Origin of the sequence: Nostoc sp. CCY0012 (genome assembly GCF_963920855.1) — a bacterium.
Taxonomy (GTDB): Bacteria; Cyanobacteriota; Cyanobacteriia; order Cyanobacteriales; family Nostocaceae; genus Cyanocohniella.
Genome location: NZ_CAWUDM010000119.1, coordinates 1 through 16,028 on the forward strand (window position 1 = coordinate 1; position 16,028 = coordinate 16,028).

The following is a 16,028-nucleotide window of genomic DNA, read 5'->3' on the forward strand; positions in this document are numbered from 1 at the left end:
ATTTTGAGTTCAATTATATATTAATTTGTGTAATTAATTTTGTTTGATTACTTATGAATATTAGATTTGTCGATAACAAGCGTGCCATTCGGCCAAGAAATAAGTATATATATGGCTGTGGCATTGCAGAAGATGATGCGGCGGTTTCTCCGTGATCAGTAATACCAATTCTTTAAAATTAGGCAACAAATGCAAATTATAGATGAAGGTCTAATCGCATTGACTCCGTACTGAGTTTGCATCCTCGCTGCATAATTCGCGTTTATATCCTGCTTGCTCTTCTTGCCCCTTGCGTTCCTTCTTCTCTCGTTGCCGTTGCCGATACTCCAGTACCTTTCGAGCGAACACAACATCTTCAGTATTTAGACGGTAATATCTGACTCGTTTATCATTCTCCACAAGTCGGCGTGACTCAGTAGACAAACCCAATTGCGCGAGATACTGCCCCAAAATCTTAAATACCGGGTAAGTCTACTACAGCCTTATAATACAATAATGATTATCATTTTAATAAAATTCAAACAGAAACTAAAATTTATAGACGAAAAGTGGAAACTAAAGCCCCGTAACCATTTGAGCGATTGGATTCTCCCAAAGTGACAAATGAGGGTTAAACTGACTCTACTAGTACGATAACCAGGAATCATAATGTAGTAAATTTCTCGTACAGTTATAGAAGCAGGCTTAAGAGTGAGATGTGGGGCTTCTTGCTGCTTCAGCTAAAAAGCCGGGGTCATGACCCCGGCTTTTTTTGTCTATGTCGTCTCGATTCAACAGCCGTCTGGTCCACAGAAACTGTGCCCGTACAGTACCTCCGCGTCACAGATATAGATCATGCCAGCAAAATCGAGGAAAAACTTCACTGCGACCTGATCCGCAATATTCTCGGCCATATCCCGATCCGGGGTTAGCACCTCGAATTTTATATTCGCCTGGGTGTCAGAAACGTTGGGTTGTCCCGTCGAGCGCACGTTGCGACTGCCTTTACCGCCAGTTTCCAGAACCGTATAACCGGTTGCTCCGGCTTCTTCGATGATCTTGGCGATCTTTTTCAGCAGAATCTTTTCCGTGATTATGACGAGCTTTTTGGATGGCTTGGCCATGTTGCTTACCTCTTTACCGTAATTGATCTTATATATTGAGTCGCTTGGTCTGCCGGGTCAAGGGAGGGCCGACAGAACGCAACCTGTCTGGAATTAGCTGCCCATCAGCGCCTGGGCGAGTCCGATGTAGAGCGGTATTCCCAAGGCAATCGCAACTGGCGTGCCGACGGCTGTAGACGCGCCTATGTAGGCGGAGGGATTGGCAGACGGGATACCAGCTCGTAAAGTGGGCGGCCCTGAGATGTCTGAACTGGAGGCGGCAATGATGGCCAAAAGAGCTACACCGCCAGGGCTGAATCCCGTGGCGTAGTGGGCAATCATGCCGAGACCGAAGGCGATAAACCCATGCAGCAGCGGAGCCACCAAGGCATATACGGCGTACCACTGGGCTACTTTGCGTAGCTCGCCAATCCTTGACCAGGCCTCCATACCCATTACCAGCATCAGTATTGAAAGCAGTCCACGGAAGAGAGGCTCATAAAAGCTTTCAAAGACACTTTCAGGACGGGTTATTATGCCTAGAGCAAGGCCGAGCAGCAGTGCCGATAGGGCAGATCCCTGGAGGCTTTCCTTCACGATGGGCCATATCTCGACCCGCTTACCTGCGTTACCGTGCTGCTGACTGAGATACTCCTGCCTAGTGCTGGGATACTCGCCTGCGGCAACCGGCTGCTGGCTGAGATACTCCTCGTGACTTAAATACTTGTCGCGCTGCTTGCTGGTATGAATGCTGGCCACGACGATCGCAGTCACGAGCGCGGGGATGTCCATGAAGGGATAGAGTGCGCCGGCCCAGGGTTCGTATGTCATGCCTTGCGCTTCCATTACCGTTATGCCGGCGGCGAGGGTAGAGCCACTCACGGCACCGAACAAGCCCGCGGTCGCAAGGGCATCCACGGTTCTGACTTTTGGCAGCTTGGCCAACGTGTAGCCCCCGATGAACACGATCAGTATCCCCGTTACCACGGCGAACAGCGCGGGCAACAGCATCTCCGTCAGATTGGAATTGCGGATCGCAATGCCGCCGCTCAATCCAACTTTGATGAGCAGCATGAAGACGATGAACTTATAGATCGCATCTGGAATTTGCAGTTGGCTACCGAGGGCGGCAATGACTATACCACCCATCAAAAAGCCGAGTGTCGGGGACTGCAACTGCGCCCCGAATTTCGTCAAGAAATCGGATAAGAAATCCACGTTTTAATTCCTCTTTGATTCAGATATTAGGGGTTAAAACAATTCAAAATTATCAATTCAAAATTGCAATTGTTAGGGGCTTTTACCACTACTGATTGTTCGCGTAGCGTCCCGTAGGGAAGACCACTGAACGAATTTTAGTGGGGACTTGTACCCCGAATTAATTCAAAATAAATCTTCTTCTTAATTTTGCATTTTGCATTTTGAATTCAAAAAAGGTCAGAATGGCAGACATGTGTTTAACTTTATCTTAAAAACCGTACAAATTTGCGATCGCTCTACATGGATCTGCTAAGTAATTTCAAATTCAAATCATAAGTTTTCCTTTTCTTTTCAAAAAACCTGTATATCTTTGGTCAATGTAAATAGCGATTGCAGAATTTTCTCTATACGTTGTTGCTATTAAAAAGGGCTTTCTATGACTGCACTTCCCAAATTGCGTTGGATCCCTGGCTATCTTATTGGTATTAGGACTTACGCACTGTACAAATTTATTATCTTGTGCATTAACGTAAATGCGTCGTTTCAGGCTTTTATTAATCATCCTTTGATAAATAGCGATCGCCTAAAAAGTGTCGATAAATCAAGGTTTAATACCTGAAATCCACACCACATATTTGGTATTTCCTGTCAATGCGTAAGTCCTAGGTATATAACCACCAATTTGAAAGCTTGAATCCCACTAAAATCGTTAGTGGATAAGCTTATATATACTGATTAGACAGTCAGGGCGTTGGATGGCGTTGCCAATCGTAGTGGGCTTGGATAAGAGTTGCGTGGACACCACTCTTCTAGCAATGCCTGAGCTAATCAATCAACATTTCGGGGGGAGTTTTGGCCGGCTCATAAGTCGTGGAAGGACTGTAACTGGCGAGGTTAAACCACCCCACCGCCAGTAGGAGACCGAACCCACAGCCCAACAAAAAAGTCCAGGCGTGAGACGACTCAAGCACGCAGAGCAGGCGGCGATCGCTGCTATATACCTGCACTAACCAGCCTTCGCTGGTATTGACAAATTTGGTCGGCAGTTTAGTTGAGTCAAACTTGTTCATTGTGTACGCTCCATGCTGATCGAATGTTTGTGGCGGTGGCGGGCACTTGCGCGCGGCGACGGAAACACCTGTCAGAAATTCACCTGTGAATGGAGAATGTCTCAAGGAGAGACACTGGGTCGCTCAAACCTGATATTGATGTCAAACAGAAGGCAGACATCTATGCTTTCGCCTTGAACGATATTCTAAGTTTATATAAATTCATCAAGAAATCGGACAAGAAATCAACGTTGTAATTCCTCCTTGATCAGATAGTAGGGTAATAGGGGTCAAAACAATTCAAAATTGCAATCATTAGGGGCTTATACCCAGAATTAATTCAAAATAAATCTTCTTCTTAATTTTGCATTTTGAATTCAAAAAAGGTCATAACGACAGGTATGTGCTTAAGCTTATCTTAAAATTCGCACAAATTTGCGATCGCTCTACATGGATATGCTAAGTAATTTCAAATTCAAATCATAAGTTTTCCTTTTGTTTTCAAAAAACCTGTATATCTCTGGTCAATGTAAATTGTTATCACAGAGTTGACTCTATACGTTGTTGTTATTAAGAAGAGCTTTATATGGCTACACTTCTCATGTTGGATAATGAATCGAAGTTTGATTACTCTACCAATGGACGGTACTACAAACGGCAGATCCGTCGTCCCTAATGCCCCCTGCAATCTGTTGTTGAATGGTGGTCATAGCGCCAAAATGATAAGTGTTTTTTATAAAATGCTTCCGCTAATCTGAGTCAATCTTTCTCAACAGAGGTAGTGGATTCGCCGATCTTTGGCATAAGATTAAAAATGAGTTCAAAGCAACACTATAAGTAGGTAAGCACAAATAAAGTCAACTATGTAACAGAATGTAAAAGCCTTATAACCCTTGCGTTCGCGGAGCGTGACCGCTTCGGTCTTATACTTCGCTTCACTCCGTTATGCTCGTAATGACATACCTGTAAATTCTCCTGCCTACCTACTTAGAACCCTAGCTGTCTAATTGGTATGAAAGAGCTTGAGACTCAAGCATAGTGCGAAGTTCCATATGCTCATTGACCAAAGCTTGTATTGTGTTAATTGGATCATGATGAAGGCGACGTTTCTGTTGGCGGGGGGCTTCAGCCAAAGCTAATCTACGACGTTGAAGTGTATACTCAGCTATAGGTACCTGCTGAATTTGTACAAGTAACTGTTTTTCGCTTTGGGCGAGGAAGAGAACTTGATATTGCCCAAAATCACGCAATTCGGAAGTTGATTTACGTCCACTAATTCGTCGCTGGTGGCGACGCAGATGGCTAAACATAGCTTCCATCTTCAGGTTATCTGGCGGCAAACCAGGGATATCATAGCAGTGTAATAAGTTAGCCCCGTATTTGTTCCATAGTTGTTGTAACTTTTTCAGTAGAGCAAACTGTGCGGGATTTTGTTTAGGGTCAGGCAAAAACTGCTGTAATAATTCTTCCATCTCGCATCGAATTTTAAGGCTTGTCAAGGATAAGTTGCTAGTACTTGTAGTATTAGTCACATTGTCTTTGATGGAGTAAGAGTCTTTTGGGTAGTGCAAACAATCAGCAATTCGTCGTAACCATTGGTGTGCCTGTTCCAAATCCAACGCTAGCGAAAGATTGTTGCTTAAAGCTTGGTCAACCCATACTGACAAGACAGACAAGTAATCTGTATCAATTTCCCGGCATGGTAAACTACGTAGTATCGCACCTATCGTTTTTAGTTGCTGGTAGCCTTCAATACCGCCCCAACGGAAAGGTTTGCGACTAGTGCGATTTACACAATCCCTGACAGCAGCGCGAATCTGGGACTCCACTGCCATTAACTCTGCGTCTCGTGACAAATAGGGAATTGCGGAAAAAGGGGGGTAGTGTCTTGCTGCTGTTCGGGACTTGGATCTTGAGGTCTTTCGGAATTCTCTGGGACTTTTGGCAGTCCATCTAAATCTGCTTTTAATTGTTGTCGGAGCTTTGTATCTAATGGCAACACAGATTCACTCAAATTGCTGAGAAAGTGTGCCTGACACCGTTGATGGGGTGCATCTGGCCAACTTGAATTCATTGCCGCGATGATTGATTTTTCCCCATCTGATAATGTTGCTAGCACTTTATACGGTAACTCTTTATATGGTTGCAGCCATTCAATTAACCGTTGTGCCTGTGCCTGTGGTAACTGAATTCCACTTACTGGTGTACCACTTAATACCTCGTATAATACGTAGAGTAAGGTTCCATGACCAACTGGAAAGTAAGGCATCAATTGCCCAAATCAAACCACCATGTTCAATGGCGGTGGCAGCTAACTTCTCAGCCGTATGTGCAATTGTTCCACCCAACAGTGCTAGAAATTGACGGTATAACTTGCCTACATTCCGCCCATTAATTTCGATTCCACGCTGGTTTAACTTTTCCTGGATCTCAATTAATTGTTGATGTTCATTTTCATGTTGCCAACCTATAAATGCCAACACATCTAAACCATAAGTACTGTTGGGCAAGCTATACTTTAGTACGCCTCCGCCTTCTGCTCTTTCCCAGTGGTCTTGTTGAAAGCGTGCTTCTCCATCAAGTTGCTCTAAGGCTGTGCAAATTTCATCCTGTAAGTTCTGCATGAATTGCTGCGATCGCTCCCGTGAATCCTGGGGTATTGTGTTGATAGATGATGCTAGCAATGTTGTGTGATTTCTAGATTCTTGCAGAGAGTTATCGGAATGACGACCCATTTTTAAACCTCTGAAACTTTCAATGAGTATAACTAAGCCAGTTATATAACTATATAGCGATACAAGTATAGTAGCTAGAGAAGTTTCAAAACTTAATATATTATCTAAATCCCAGTCCTCAAATGTTCTTTGTTTGTACTTGAATGCTATTTACACATGGCGCATTCTCTGATTTATTAAAGGGTTGTGAAAAAGCAGGCGGGCAGGGAGCAGGGGAGAAAACCCACCCACAATTCCACTCGGCTTTAAACCTTATCTTTTGGTAAACAGGTCTAGACAATTAACCATATCTGTTCTAGCTTGATAACTATATAGTTATTGATTTTGTTAGCACATTACACATGGTTAATACTCTACCCAAGCCAGAAATTAAAACCCCCAGCAAAGAAACTGTACTTACCCCCCGGTTTTACACTACAGATTTTGAAACTGCTGCCAACCTGGATTTATCTGCCCAGGAAACAGAGTTACAGGCAATGCTGACAGAAATGCGGACAGACTACAACCGTCATCATTTTGTGCGTGATGAAGCGTTTGAGCAGTCTTGGGAACACATTGAGGGTGAAGCAAGACAGGCATTTATCGAGTATTTGGAACGCTCTTGTATTTCTGAGTTTTCCGGCTTCTTGCTATTCAAAGAATTATCCCGCAAGCTGAAAAATCGCAGTCCCCTGCTAGCGGAAATATTTCAACTGATGGCGCGTGATGAAGCCCGCCACGCCGGATTTCTCAACAAAGCAATGGGCGATTTTAAACTCTCCCTTGATTTAGGTACTGTTGCTAAAACCCGCACCTATACATTTTTCCCCATTGAGTGGGTACTTTACACCGTTTACCTATCAGAAAAAATCGGCTACTGGCGTTACATTATTATTTTCAGACATCTAGAAAAGCATCCAGAAAACCAGTTTTACCCGATCTTCCGCTACTTTGAAAGTTGGTGTCAGGACGAAAATCGCCACGGAGATATATTTAAAGCATTATTGCGTTCTCAACCGCAACTATGGAACACCTGGAAATCTAGGCTGTGGAGTCGCTTTTTCTTGCTATCGGTATTTGCTACCCACACCCTGACAGTTCATGAACGTTCCGGGTTCTATAAATCACTGGGACTTGATGCCACAGAATTTGATTTCCAAGTTGTCCGCAACACCAATGAAACTGCGGGACGGGCTTTTCCGGTGATGTTGAATAGACATCTCCAAATTTTTCCCACGTCTGCAACGCTGTGCAGGTTATAACTTGAAAATTGCAGAGATTGAGGACAGTTCTAGTCCGAAACTGGTGAAGCTAATTCGCAAACTACCTTTGATTGCAGCAATTATTTGGAATCTGCTGCTACTTTACCTGATCAAACCCATTGATACTGAGTCTTTACGGGGAAGTGTGCGTTAGCTAACAAGCCTTCGGGAGTTCCAAAAAATAAATTATTGCCAATTATTTCTAGTAGGGTCCCAAGATATTGCGTCCCTACTATGTTCGCTTATGGATTCATACCCTTGGTAGTTTCATTTATCCTGCAACTATGAAATTCCATATATTTCTTCACATTTTCCTCACATTTTTAGTTTAAAATTTTTATCAGTAAAGCTTGATCTAAAATTCCTATGGAATGTCACAAATGTAGATCCCACAGTCAATCGTGTAAACAACAATCATACAAGTTGCCATTCTTTCGCAAAAGTCAGCAATTTTTAACAAAGGAAGTTTCCTCAAATCCCCCAATTGCTTTAGTAGGAATGCCCAATGTTGGTAAGAGTGTATTGTTTAATGCTTTGACCGGAATTTATGTCACAGTTTCCAATTACCCAGGTACGACTGTAGAAGTGAGTCGGGGAGTGGCGCAGATTGGTACACAAACCATGATGGTAATTGACACACCAGGAATGTATTCACTGCTGCCGATTAGCGAAGAAGAAAAAGTTGCCAGAGATTTATTGTTAACAGAACCGGTCACAGCCGTGATTCATGTAATAGATGCCAAGAACTTGGGACGAATGCTACCTCTCACCTTTCAACTGATCGAGGCTGGACTACCTGTTTTACTGGCCGTCAACATCATGGATGAAGCGCGTCGTTGGGGAATAAATGTACAACCAGATGCATTGGAGATGGAGTTAGGGATTCCAGTAGTCTGTATGGCGGCAGCTTTAAATCAAGGTTTAGACGAATTACGACACAGAATTACTCCATTCTTACCGAAGCAGCCAGTCATGATCCCAGTGTAATTATTTTAGACTATGAGGTAAGGGCATGATTAGCCAAGTTACTTATCCAGAACCAATTGAAACTGCGATCGCCCAGCTAGAATCTTGGGGACAAACATTAGGCGATCGCTATTTATTTAAAAACTACTCACTCTCACCCCGCAGTCTGGCTCTATTACTTTTACAGAAAGACCCGACCTTATGGCAGACTTTGGAACAGGATCGAGAACAGTGTAGTTATCTAGAGATATTGATTACTGTTACCCAGAACCAACTAAAACAGCCGATTGGGTTAGCGATCGCTAATACTCGTCAAAGTCAGGCTACTGCTATAGAAAGAGCAGTTGTCCATGAAACCAAACAAACTCAATCTTCACTTGCAGAAACACTCCACCAACTTACAGTCAACCCGATTACCGGATTTCCTATTCTGGTAGTCATCCTTTACTACGGAGTTTACAAATTTGTCGGTGAATTTGGCGCTGGGGAACTCGTTGATCGCATCGAAACGTTTTTTGAGGGACAAATCAACCCAGTCGTAAATTACCTCACTGCTCAAGTCATTCCCTGGAAACCGATACAAGACCTGATTGCCAATGACTACGGCATTATCACCTTGGGTATTCGTTATGCTACAGCCATTGTTTTACCCGTAGTTGCTACCTACTTCTTGATGTTCTCATTTTTGGAAGATAGCGGCTATCTCCCCCGTCTATCTTTAATGCTCGATCGCTTATTCAAATCCGTTGGCTTATCAGGTAGAGCAGTGATTCCGATGGTATTGGGTTTAGGATGCGACACGATGGCAACAATTGTGACTCGCACCCTAGAAACTAAACGCGAACGGTTAATTGCCACATTTTTACTATCCCTAGTCATTCCCTGTGCAGCGCAGTGGGGTGTAATTGTGGGACTATTGGCACAAAAACCTGCCGCCTTGCTTTTTTGGGGAGGCTTTATCACCGCCATCTTCTTAGTCGTTGGCTATCTCACAGCCAAATTTCTACCTGGTACTTCCGGCAGTTTTTATATGGAGGTTCCCCCTTTACGTCTGCCCAAATTGCGGAACATACTCACCAAAACCTGGGTGCGGATGAAGTGGTATTTTGTGGAAATCTTGCCTTTGTTTATATGGGCATCGGTTTTGATTTGGGTAGGACGTTTAACCGGATTATTTGACTTAATTATTCGAGCAATTGAACCTCTAACCTGGGCTTTGGGAATGCCGAAACAAGCAGCACCAATATTTCTCTATGGCTTCTTCCGACGAGATTATGGTGCAGCCGGACTGTTTGATTTACAGCAGCAGGGAAGCCTGACTGGTAATCAGTTGGTGGTGGCTGCCATTGTATTGACTCTGTTCTTACCCTGCATCGCCCAATTACAAATCTTAATTAAGGAACAGGGAAGTAAAACCACCTTGGCAATAGTCATGTTTGTTTTTCCCTTCGCCTTCCTCATGGGATATATCGTCAACCTGGGTTTAATTTTATTCGGAGTGAACTTTTAGTATGAACGCTTTATCAACAGTCAAAATCGGTCAACCGCAAACAGTAGTAAGTTTAGAAACTCAAGATCATGCAGTGTTACAAAAGCTCATGGCATTCGGCATTTTACCTGGAAGTAATTTGGTGCTGGAACAACGCTTTCCTTCCTATATCATCACAGTTGGGAGAACCCGTGCTGCCTTAGATCAGGAAACAGCGCAAAGTATTTTTGTGGAATCGCGCTGAGTAATTTGTAATTGATTCCCATGCCTGGAAAACTCTACAACCAAGCATGAATATTAGTCTTTTCTCTTCTGTAGGTTCCATTTTCAAGACATTATTCCGAATTATCTTGATTACAAATTAAAAAGGAGTCAGAAAGATGCTCTCAGCAGCCATGATTGAACGATTGAACGAGCAAATCAACCTGGAAATGTATTCTTCTCATCTTTATCTACAAATGAGTTCTTGGTGTGCCTACAAAGCTTTGGAAGGATGTGCTACCTTTTTGAGTCAACACGCAGATGAAGAGATGATGCACATGCGTCGCTTGCTCAATTATTTACATGAAACAGGTTCACTGGCTGTAATCACTGGAATGCAGGCTCCACCTAGTGGTTTTTCTTCTCTGAAGGAACTATTTGAACAAATCTACGAACATGAACAGTGTATCACTCGCAAGATTAATGATTTGGTACATTTAGCAAATACGGAACCGGACTATGCCACCCTTCAGTTTCTTCAGTGGTACGTTGCTGAACAACACCAAGAAGAGTTTCTGTTCAAAGGGATTCTTGATAAAATTAATTTAATTGGGACAGAAGGACAGGGTATCTTTTTCATTGATCGAGAAATTTCTACTTTAACAGCCACGAAGGGAGGTTCGAAAAATCAAACAATCACAGAATAAAGCATCTCGTAACGAGGGATAGTAGCTTGCTAGAGAGACTTAACGGCAAAAATCAGGTGTATTAAAACATCTGGTGAAATTAAATATACGTTATCTAGAATCTTGGTAGAGATGTAGCAGTACTACGTCTCTACATTCATTATTTGTCAATGCGTAAATCCTAAAAATTTGCCTACAATATTTTATTTATACTTGTCAAGCAACTCAATTATGAACTGTACCATCGGGCATGATCGCTCCCTGGAAATCAACGTTAGTGAGAATAGCTCCCGTTAAGTCTGCTCCTTGCAGATTAGCGTTTCGCAGAATCGCACCATTGAGGTCTGCATAGCTCAAGTCTGCTCTTTGCAAACTGGCTCCACTAAGATCAGTTGCCAAATTTCCCCACTGAATGCTTCGACTTAGGTCTGCCCGACATAACTTCGCGCCATCTAAGTTGGTATGATGCATACAAGCCGCTCTCAGGTCAGCGTAGCTCAAGTCTGCCCCAGTTAAAACCGCGTATCCCAAGTCCGTGCGTTGATTGGAACTGGGACGTAAGTCTGCTTGAATTAGTAGAGAACCAGAGAGTTTTGCACCATTTAAATTAGCACCACATAAACTAGTTTTGATTAAGTTGGCTTTGTCTAGATATGTCCGAACCAGCTTTGCACCAGTCAAATCAGCTTCACGAAGAATGGCGCAATACAAGTCTGCTTCACTTAGGTCTATTCCCCAGAGAATCGCTTCACTCAGGTTAGCTTCTCGCAAACATGCTTGGTTGAAATTGGCTTTACCAAGTCGTGTCTGACGTAAATCGGCATTGCTAAAATCTGCACCACTGAGGTCTGCATTTGTTAATTCTGCTTCTTGCAGATTCAGTCTTGTGAAGCTTCTTTCTCCAGCAGCATAAGCTTTGAGAATTTCATTTATATCCATATTAAAAATTTTAAGTTCAGGAGAGGGTTTTCATGCATCGCTGTGTAATTCTTCATACGGAGTTTTGGGATGCTGTTATTTTTTGGCGATGGCTACGCCCACCGTTCGTATAGCATCTTGTAGAGAAGGTATGGCAAAAGTTTTCGGTCTACTGAATGTGACTAGTCGGGCGTTGCTATGATTATCTACCTGGGGCGAGCGCGGTTGCTGACGATTCTGTACCAAAACCAAAGCTGCAACTGCAAGCAAAAAATAACCAAAACTTTTCTGAAGTCTATTAGCTGGAACAAATTCAGCTAAGTACGCACCGAAAATTGTTCCCACACTAGCAGCCACAATGAAAGAGAACATCAAGTTCCAATTTAAAGAAACATGACCCAAGTAGCCTAAAAAACCTGCAACTGAATTAAATACAATAATTAATAAGGATGTGCCGATCGCTTTTTTCATGGGTACATTTCCCAAGAGTACCAAAGCTGGAACGATCGCAAACCCACCACCAACACCAACTAACCCAGTCAGCACTCCCACACCCAAGCCTTCACTAATTAACCACAACCAGCAATATTTACAGACAGGTGGGGGATAGAATGCCAGTTTATCATCTGCTGTCACAGGTTTAGAACTACGCCGAATCATAAACACCGCAGCTACCAACATCATGACTGCAAACAGCATCATTTGAAAGGCTTCGGTAACTACTGGGAGAGTAGCAATTTTTGCCCCCACAAATGCCCCCAGCGTAGTTGCCGAACCAAAAATAAATGCAGTCTTGAAATCAACATTTTTGGCTCGCCAGTGGGGAATTACCCCCAATAAGCTAACAGTACCGACAATTACCAAAGTCATGGCGATCGCAGATTTTGGGGGTATACCCATGACGTAAACTAGAATGGGCAACGCCAACACCGAACCCCCACCACCAATCAAACCCAAGCTCACCCCAATACAAGTAGCAAGTAAATGCCCAATTATCCACAGCGTCATACACTGCTCCGTTGATTATAGGGTAGCTTTGCTAGTAATATAGCTAACATACAGCTATCTGTAATTCCCGCAAACATTAATCCGGTTCCCATAAAACCACTGAGAATCAGGAACCAAGGAGAAACAAATGCTCCCAGTAACGTGCCTGTTAATACCAAGGAACCAGCGATAATTTGTACTTGTCGCATTAAACTAATGGGGGCATTTTTGTTAATTGTGGTAGCATAACCCGCTTGTTTCCAAGCGCTTATACCTCCTTCCAGATGGGTAACAGTGGTAAAACCCTCATCAAATAGCTTTTGAGCAGCCATTGTTGAACGATTCCCGGAACGACAGTAGAAAATCACTTTTGTGTCCTGATCTTGGGGAACTTTGCGCGGATCAAATTTAGATAGGGAAATCAGAGTTGCTCCGGGAATATGCTCTCCTGCATACTCAGCTGGTTCACGAACATCTATAAGTGTGATAGCTTCTTGCTGAAGCAACTGTTTGAGTGTCTGAGTATCTACAGTTTGTAATTTATTTACACGGGAAGTAGTCATTGCTTTTTATACTTAGGAATGTAGATTTTTAAACGCAAAGTTTTTGTGTGATTTTGTTACGCAGCAACGCTACCGCAGCGCTGGTTAGCGGGTACTGCTTCCATAATCTTTTTCGGATTGGGTAGATTCAGGTTTGCCATCAATTGGATAAATTCGCTGCGGTTACGTCCCACAAACCGGGGATTCCATTGTTTTTCTTCCCCAATGGTGGAAACTGTGTTACCTCGATAATCATGACCGGGATAAACTAAGGTTTCGTTAGGTAATGTAAACAAACGTTGCATTATGGCGTCATACATCATCCCTGCATTCCCACTTTGAAAGTCAGTCCGTCCACAACCACGAATTAACAAGGCATCTCCGGTGAGTAAATGAGTACCATTAACTAAATAGGCATTATGGCTATCAGTATGACCCAGAGTTGCGATCGCCTTTACTTTCACGCTCCCTAACTCTAGTACTTCTCCATCTTTGATAAATCTATCTGCACATATAGCTTGGGCATTTTCCGGTACAATTCCCAAACAACCTGTAGCCTCCCGCAATTTAGCTGTTCCAGTAATATGATCGGCGTGGATATGGGTTTCTAAGCAGTATTTGAGAGTTAGCCCTAATTCTTGCAGTAATTGGCAATCACGCTCTACCTGTTCTAATACCGGATCGACCAAGATCGCCGTTTTAGTCTCTAAATCAGCAATTAAATAAGTATATGTACTTGTTTGTGGGTCAAATAGCTGTCGAAATAACATGATGCTTAACTCCTGATGAAGTTTATCTAATTTAACTATAATATAACTATATAGTAATATTTTTTAATTGTCCAATCTCTGTACTTAAACCAAACCCTTGATAAAATTCCGCACAATCAGCCTGTGATAATGTACTGTACATCTGGTTATCGTTCAGCAATGGCAGTTATGTCTCTACGCCTTTTGGGTTATGAAAATGTCCGAGGTTTCCCTCCAAGCATCAATGGTTGGAAAGCAGCAGGCCAACCGTTAAATACGAATGGCACTAAGAAAAGAGAAAATCGTTGAGGCAGCAGGGGTGCAGAGGAGCGGAGGAGCAGGGGAGAAAGAAGAAGTTTTAGGCATACGAACGGGTATTTAGAAATTCCCCTCTGCACCCCTGCACCTCTGCAATCCTTACGCTGCATACCCTTCAGCTAAACTTAGTGCCATTCCGTTAAATACGAATGCCACATAGAAATTTTCAATTTCCAATTTTGTTGCTACCTACACAACGTTGAAAAGCAGGGAGATGGTGATTTTGAGAGACATGGCGAAGTTGGGTGAAAGCATCTCGTAAATCAGGTTCTTGCACAAATTCTAAAAAGCGGTCATACATCTGGACATTGGCTATTTCTGATTCCACTCCTACTTGACAAGCAGCTTTGAGAGTATCGGGGACTGGAATATTTCCCATAAAATTATCAGGAGGAATCGGCAATCCGTATCGGCTAAATAGATGATTCCACAAAGAAACGTGTCTATCCTCGGCATGAACAATATTGCTAAAAGGACGCACTTCACCAAATTTGTTGATTACTGCTGTGTAAAAAGCACGAGCATAATATTCATCGTTGATGGCATCAATCATTGCCTGTTGGGTTTTGGCATTCAACTCGGTATTAGGATTAGAAGCAGAAGTTGGGCTAGTGGTAGTATTGGCGATCGCTACACCACACATACGACTTTTATCTTCATGATTCACTCTAGTTATTTGATGATGTCGGCGGCGGTTTCTGTGACAATTCATAATTTCTTCCTCATTCTTAATCTCTATTAACTCTCTTGGCTGATGTCTCTATTACTGTGTACAGCCAGAGGTGCAACTAAAGACAATCCCAATAATTTCAACGCCAGTTTTTCAAACCAAGGTACAGCAGTCCCAAGGCGCATTTTAGCTAGAAAATACCTTTCAAATGCGGCTTTAGCCCAACTTACCCAAGCACCACTCAACGCTACAGCCCGCCGCCGTTGGCTTGTGGCTACATCAGGTAATACGGGGTTAGCGAGAAATAAAATTCCTGTGTTACCAAAGTCAGCAAAGCAAATGGCATCAAGTGTTGGAGTTACAGGCGGGGCAGAAAATACTCCCAATTCAATAGCGATATTATGGGCTACTGCCATGCCCATTGCCTCTGTCATTTGGCCAGTTTTGGGTACTCCCAAGGGAATAGTTGTTACCTCTGGCGGTTTAATGTCTACTACAACTCCCACCGCATAGATTGAGGCATATTCAGGATGTCTGTATGTAGGCAATACTGGAATAAAACCATCCTGATTACTTAATCCTGGTACTTGCCGGACAAAGCGCGGCCCCCGGAAGGGTGGTAGTAGCATTGAGTAAGAAAATGGCAATACTCTGCCATTCCCCAAATGAATCTGATTTGGCTCAATTGCTGTAACTGCTGCGTTTTCAATAACCTCTACCCCTCGTTCTGCCATGAATTTTTTCACTAACTCGGCAGCATTAGCCATCCCACCAATGCCCAAATGTCCCGCATAAGGTTCTGGAGTCACAAAAGTAATCGATACCTGCTCCCGTAATCCCTGTTTTCTGAGAACGTAGTCTGCTAATAGCGTAAACTCGTAGGCAGGGCCTAAACAACTCGTTTTTGGTAATGCCCCTACTACTAATGGCCCCGGTGCTAGGAGAAAGTTTTGCCAAGCCTGAAATGCCTTGATTGCATGATGCGAGTTACAGACTGATTGAGTATATTTATCTGGGCCTAAACCAGCTACTGCATCTAATGCCAGTTCTGCACCTGTGGCGATAATTAAGTAATCGTAAGTAATACTTTGCTCTCCAAACCATATTTTTTGGTCTTGAGGATTCAAGTAATCTACTCGCCCTAGTAGTCTGTCAAATACAAGATGACGGATAATGGGAGATATATTTTCCAGCA

16 protein-coding genes and 2 pseudogenes are annotated in these 16,028 nt (G+C 43.1%); 6 read left to right on the forward strand and 12 right to left on the reverse strand.

The genetic code is table 11. From position 1 onward, the window contains the following. Positions 1-210 precede the first annotated feature (210 nt). The 6 genes and pseudogenes from ACM0OS_RS24325 to ACM0OS_RS24350 all read right to left on the reverse strand — a co-directional run. Complete coding sequence (locus ACM0OS_RS24325) at positions 211-423, reverse strand: hypothetical protein (protein WP_414545754.1); 213 nt, start codon at positions 421-423, stop codon at positions 211-213. A 347-nt stretch (positions 424-770) separates the two neighbouring features. Next, complete coding sequence (locus ACM0OS_RS24330; RefSeq protein ID WP_414545755.1) at positions 771-1,103, reverse strand: P-II family nitrogen regulator; 333 nt, start codon at positions 1,101-1,103, stop codon at positions 771-773. 93 nt (positions 1,104-1,196) lie between these two features. Then, positions 1,197-2,300, reverse strand: a complete 1,104-nt coding sequence (locus tag ACM0OS_RS24335) for a sodium-dependent bicarbonate transport family permease (RefSeq protein WP_414545756.1) — start codon at positions 2,298-2,300, stop codon at positions 1,197-1,199. Positions 2,301-4,326: 2,026 nt separating this feature from the next. Next, on the reverse strand, positions 4,327-5,187 hold the full coding sequence (locus ACM0OS_RS24340) for a hypothetical protein (protein ID WP_414545757.1): 861 nt from the start codon (positions 5,185-5,187) through the stop codon (positions 4,327-4,329). After that, a complete protein-coding gene (locus tag ACM0OS_RS24345) occupies positions 5,166-5,600 on the reverse strand; it encodes a hypothetical protein (protein ID WP_414545769.1) in 435 nt (144 codons plus the stop codon). Before ACM0OS_RS24345 ends, ACM0OS_RS24340 begins: the two co-directional genes overlap by 22 nt. A gap of 259 nt (positions 5,601-5,859) precedes the next feature. Then, a pseudogene (locus ACM0OS_RS24350) lies at positions 5,860-6,066 on the reverse strand (coproporphyrinogen III oxidase); the annotation flags it as partial. Positions 6,067-6,407: 341 nt separating this feature from the next. Here ACM0OS_RS24350 and acsF point away from each other — a divergent pair. The 5 genes and pseudogenes from acsF (at position 6,408) to ftnA (ending at position 10,670) form a co-directional block, all read left to right on the forward strand. Beyond that, a pseudogene (gene acsF, locus ACM0OS_RS24355) lies at positions 6,408-7,461 on the forward strand (magnesium-protoporphyrin IX monomethyl ester (oxidative) cyclase). A gap of 269 nt (positions 7,462-7,730) precedes the next feature. Further along, the gene (locus tag ACM0OS_RS24360; RefSeq protein ID WP_414545758.1) at positions 7,731-8,294 is read left to right on the forward strand and encodes a FeoB small GTPase domain-containing protein; all 564 of its coding nucleotides are present in this window, start codon (positions 7,731-7,733) and stop codon (positions 8,292-8,294) included. A gap of 25 nt (positions 8,295-8,319) precedes the next feature. Then, the gene (locus tag ACM0OS_RS24365; protein ID WP_414545759.1) at positions 8,320-9,783 is read left to right on the forward strand and encodes a nucleoside recognition domain-containing protein; all 1,464 of its coding nucleotides are present in this window, start codon (positions 8,320-8,322) and stop codon (positions 9,781-9,783) included. A gap of 1 nt (position 9,784) precedes the next feature. Further along, a complete protein-coding gene (locus ACM0OS_RS24370; protein ID WP_414545760.1) occupies positions 9,785-10,006 on the forward strand; it encodes a FeoA family protein in 222 nt (73 codons plus the stop codon). Between the two features lie 136 nt (positions 10,007-10,142). Then, positions 10,143-10,670: a non-heme ferritin gene (gene ftnA, locus ACM0OS_RS24375; protein WP_414545761.1), complete on the forward strand. Its 528-nt coding sequence runs from the start codon at positions 10,143-10,145 to the stop codon at positions 10,668-10,670. Between the two features lie 204 nt (positions 10,671-10,874). Here the strand turns inward: ftnA and hetL are convergent, their stop codons facing one another. The 4 genes from hetL to ACM0OS_RS24395 form a co-directional block, all read right to left on the reverse strand. Continuing rightward, positions 10,875-11,588 carry a heterocyst differentiation pentapeptide repeat protein HetL gene (hetL, locus tag ACM0OS_RS24380; RefSeq protein ID WP_414545762.1) on the reverse strand — a complete coding sequence of 238 codons (714 nt, stop codon included), beginning with the start codon at positions 11,586-11,588 and terminating at the stop codon, positions 10,875-10,877. 75 nt (positions 11,589-11,663) lie between these two features. Next, the gene (locus tag ACM0OS_RS24385) at positions 11,664-12,575 is read right to left on the reverse strand and encodes a sulfite exporter TauE/SafE family protein (protein ID WP_414545763.1); all 912 of its coding nucleotides are present in this window, start codon (positions 12,573-12,575) and stop codon (positions 11,664-11,666) included. Further along, positions 12,572-13,117: a rhodanese-like domain-containing protein gene (locus ACM0OS_RS24390; RefSeq protein WP_414545764.1), complete on the reverse strand. Its 546-nt coding sequence runs from the start codon at positions 13,115-13,117 to the stop codon at positions 12,572-12,574. The genes ACM0OS_RS24385 and ACM0OS_RS24390 overlap by 4 nt, the downstream gene beginning before the upstream one ends. Positions 13,118-13,173: 56 nt before the next feature. After that, positions 13,174-13,866 carry an MBL fold metallo-hydrolase gene (locus ACM0OS_RS24395; protein WP_414545765.1) on the reverse strand — a complete coding sequence of 231 codons (693 nt, stop codon included), beginning with the start codon at positions 13,864-13,866 and terminating at the stop codon, positions 13,174-13,176. Positions 13,867-13,944: 78 nt separating this feature from the next. Here ACM0OS_RS24395 and ACM0OS_RS24400 point away from each other — a divergent pair, with 78 nt between their 5' ends. After that, positions 13,945-14,154, forward strand: coding sequence for a rhodanese-like domain-containing protein (locus ACM0OS_RS24400; protein ID WP_414545768.1), 210 nt, complete (start codon positions 13,945-13,947; stop codon positions 14,152-14,154). A 175-nt stretch (positions 14,155-14,329) separates the two neighbouring features. On the opposite strand, the gene ACM0OS_RS24405 is transcribed toward ACM0OS_RS24400, so the two are convergent. Beyond that, on the reverse strand, positions 14,330-14,875 hold the full coding sequence (locus ACM0OS_RS24405; RefSeq protein WP_414545766.1) for a ferritin-like domain-containing protein: 546 nt from the start codon (positions 14,873-14,875) through the stop codon (positions 14,330-14,332). A gap of 26 nt (positions 14,876-14,901) precedes the next feature. Then, positions 14,902-16,028: NAD(P)/FAD-dependent oxidoreductase (locus tag ACM0OS_RS24410; protein WP_414545767.1), on the reverse strand; the 1,127-nt coding region annotated here is incomplete at its 5' end.

What these genes read in the sequence shown, in the direction of transcription:
- ACM0OS_RS24390 (WP_414545764.1), bottom strand. Translation starts at nt 13,117, where the DNA reads ATGACTACTTCCCGTGTAAATAAATTACAAACTGTAGATACTCAGACA.
- ACM0OS_RS24405 (WP_414545766.1), bottom strand. Translation starts at nt 14,875, where the DNA reads ATGAATTGTCACAGAAACCGCCGCCGACATCATCAAATAACTAGAGTG.
- ACM0OS_RS24385 (WP_414545763.1), bottom strand. Translation starts at nt 12,575, where the DNA reads ATGACGCTGTGGATAATTGGGCATTTACTTGCTACTTGTATTGGGGTG.
- ACM0OS_RS24330 (WP_414545755.1), bottom strand. Translation starts at nt 1,103, where the DNA reads ATGGCCAAGCCATCCAAAAAGCTCGTCATAATCACGGAAAAGATTCTG.
- ftnA (WP_414545761.1), top strand. Translation starts at nt 10,143, where the DNA reads ATGCTCTCAGCAGCCATGATTGAACGATTGAACGAGCAAATCAACCTG.
- ACM0OS_RS24345 (WP_414545769.1), bottom strand. Translation starts at nt 5,600, where the DNA reads ATGCCTTACTTTCCAGTTGGTCATGGAACCTTACTCTACGTATTATAC.
- hetL (WP_414545762.1), bottom strand. Translation starts at nt 11,588, where the DNA reads ATGGATATAAATGAAATTCTCAAAGCTTATGCTGCTGGAGAAAGAAGC.
- ACM0OS_RS24365 (WP_414545759.1), top strand. Translation starts at nt 8,320, where the DNA reads ATGATTAGCCAAGTTACTTATCCAGAACCAATTGAAACTGCGATCGCC.
- ACM0OS_RS24395 (WP_414545765.1), bottom strand. Translation starts at nt 13,866, where the DNA reads ATGTTATTTCGACAGCTATTTGACCCACAAACAAGTACATATACTTAT.
- ACM0OS_RS24370 (WP_414545760.1), top strand. Translation starts at nt 9,785, where the DNA reads ATGAACGCTTTATCAACAGTCAAAATCGGTCAACCGCAAACAGTAGTA.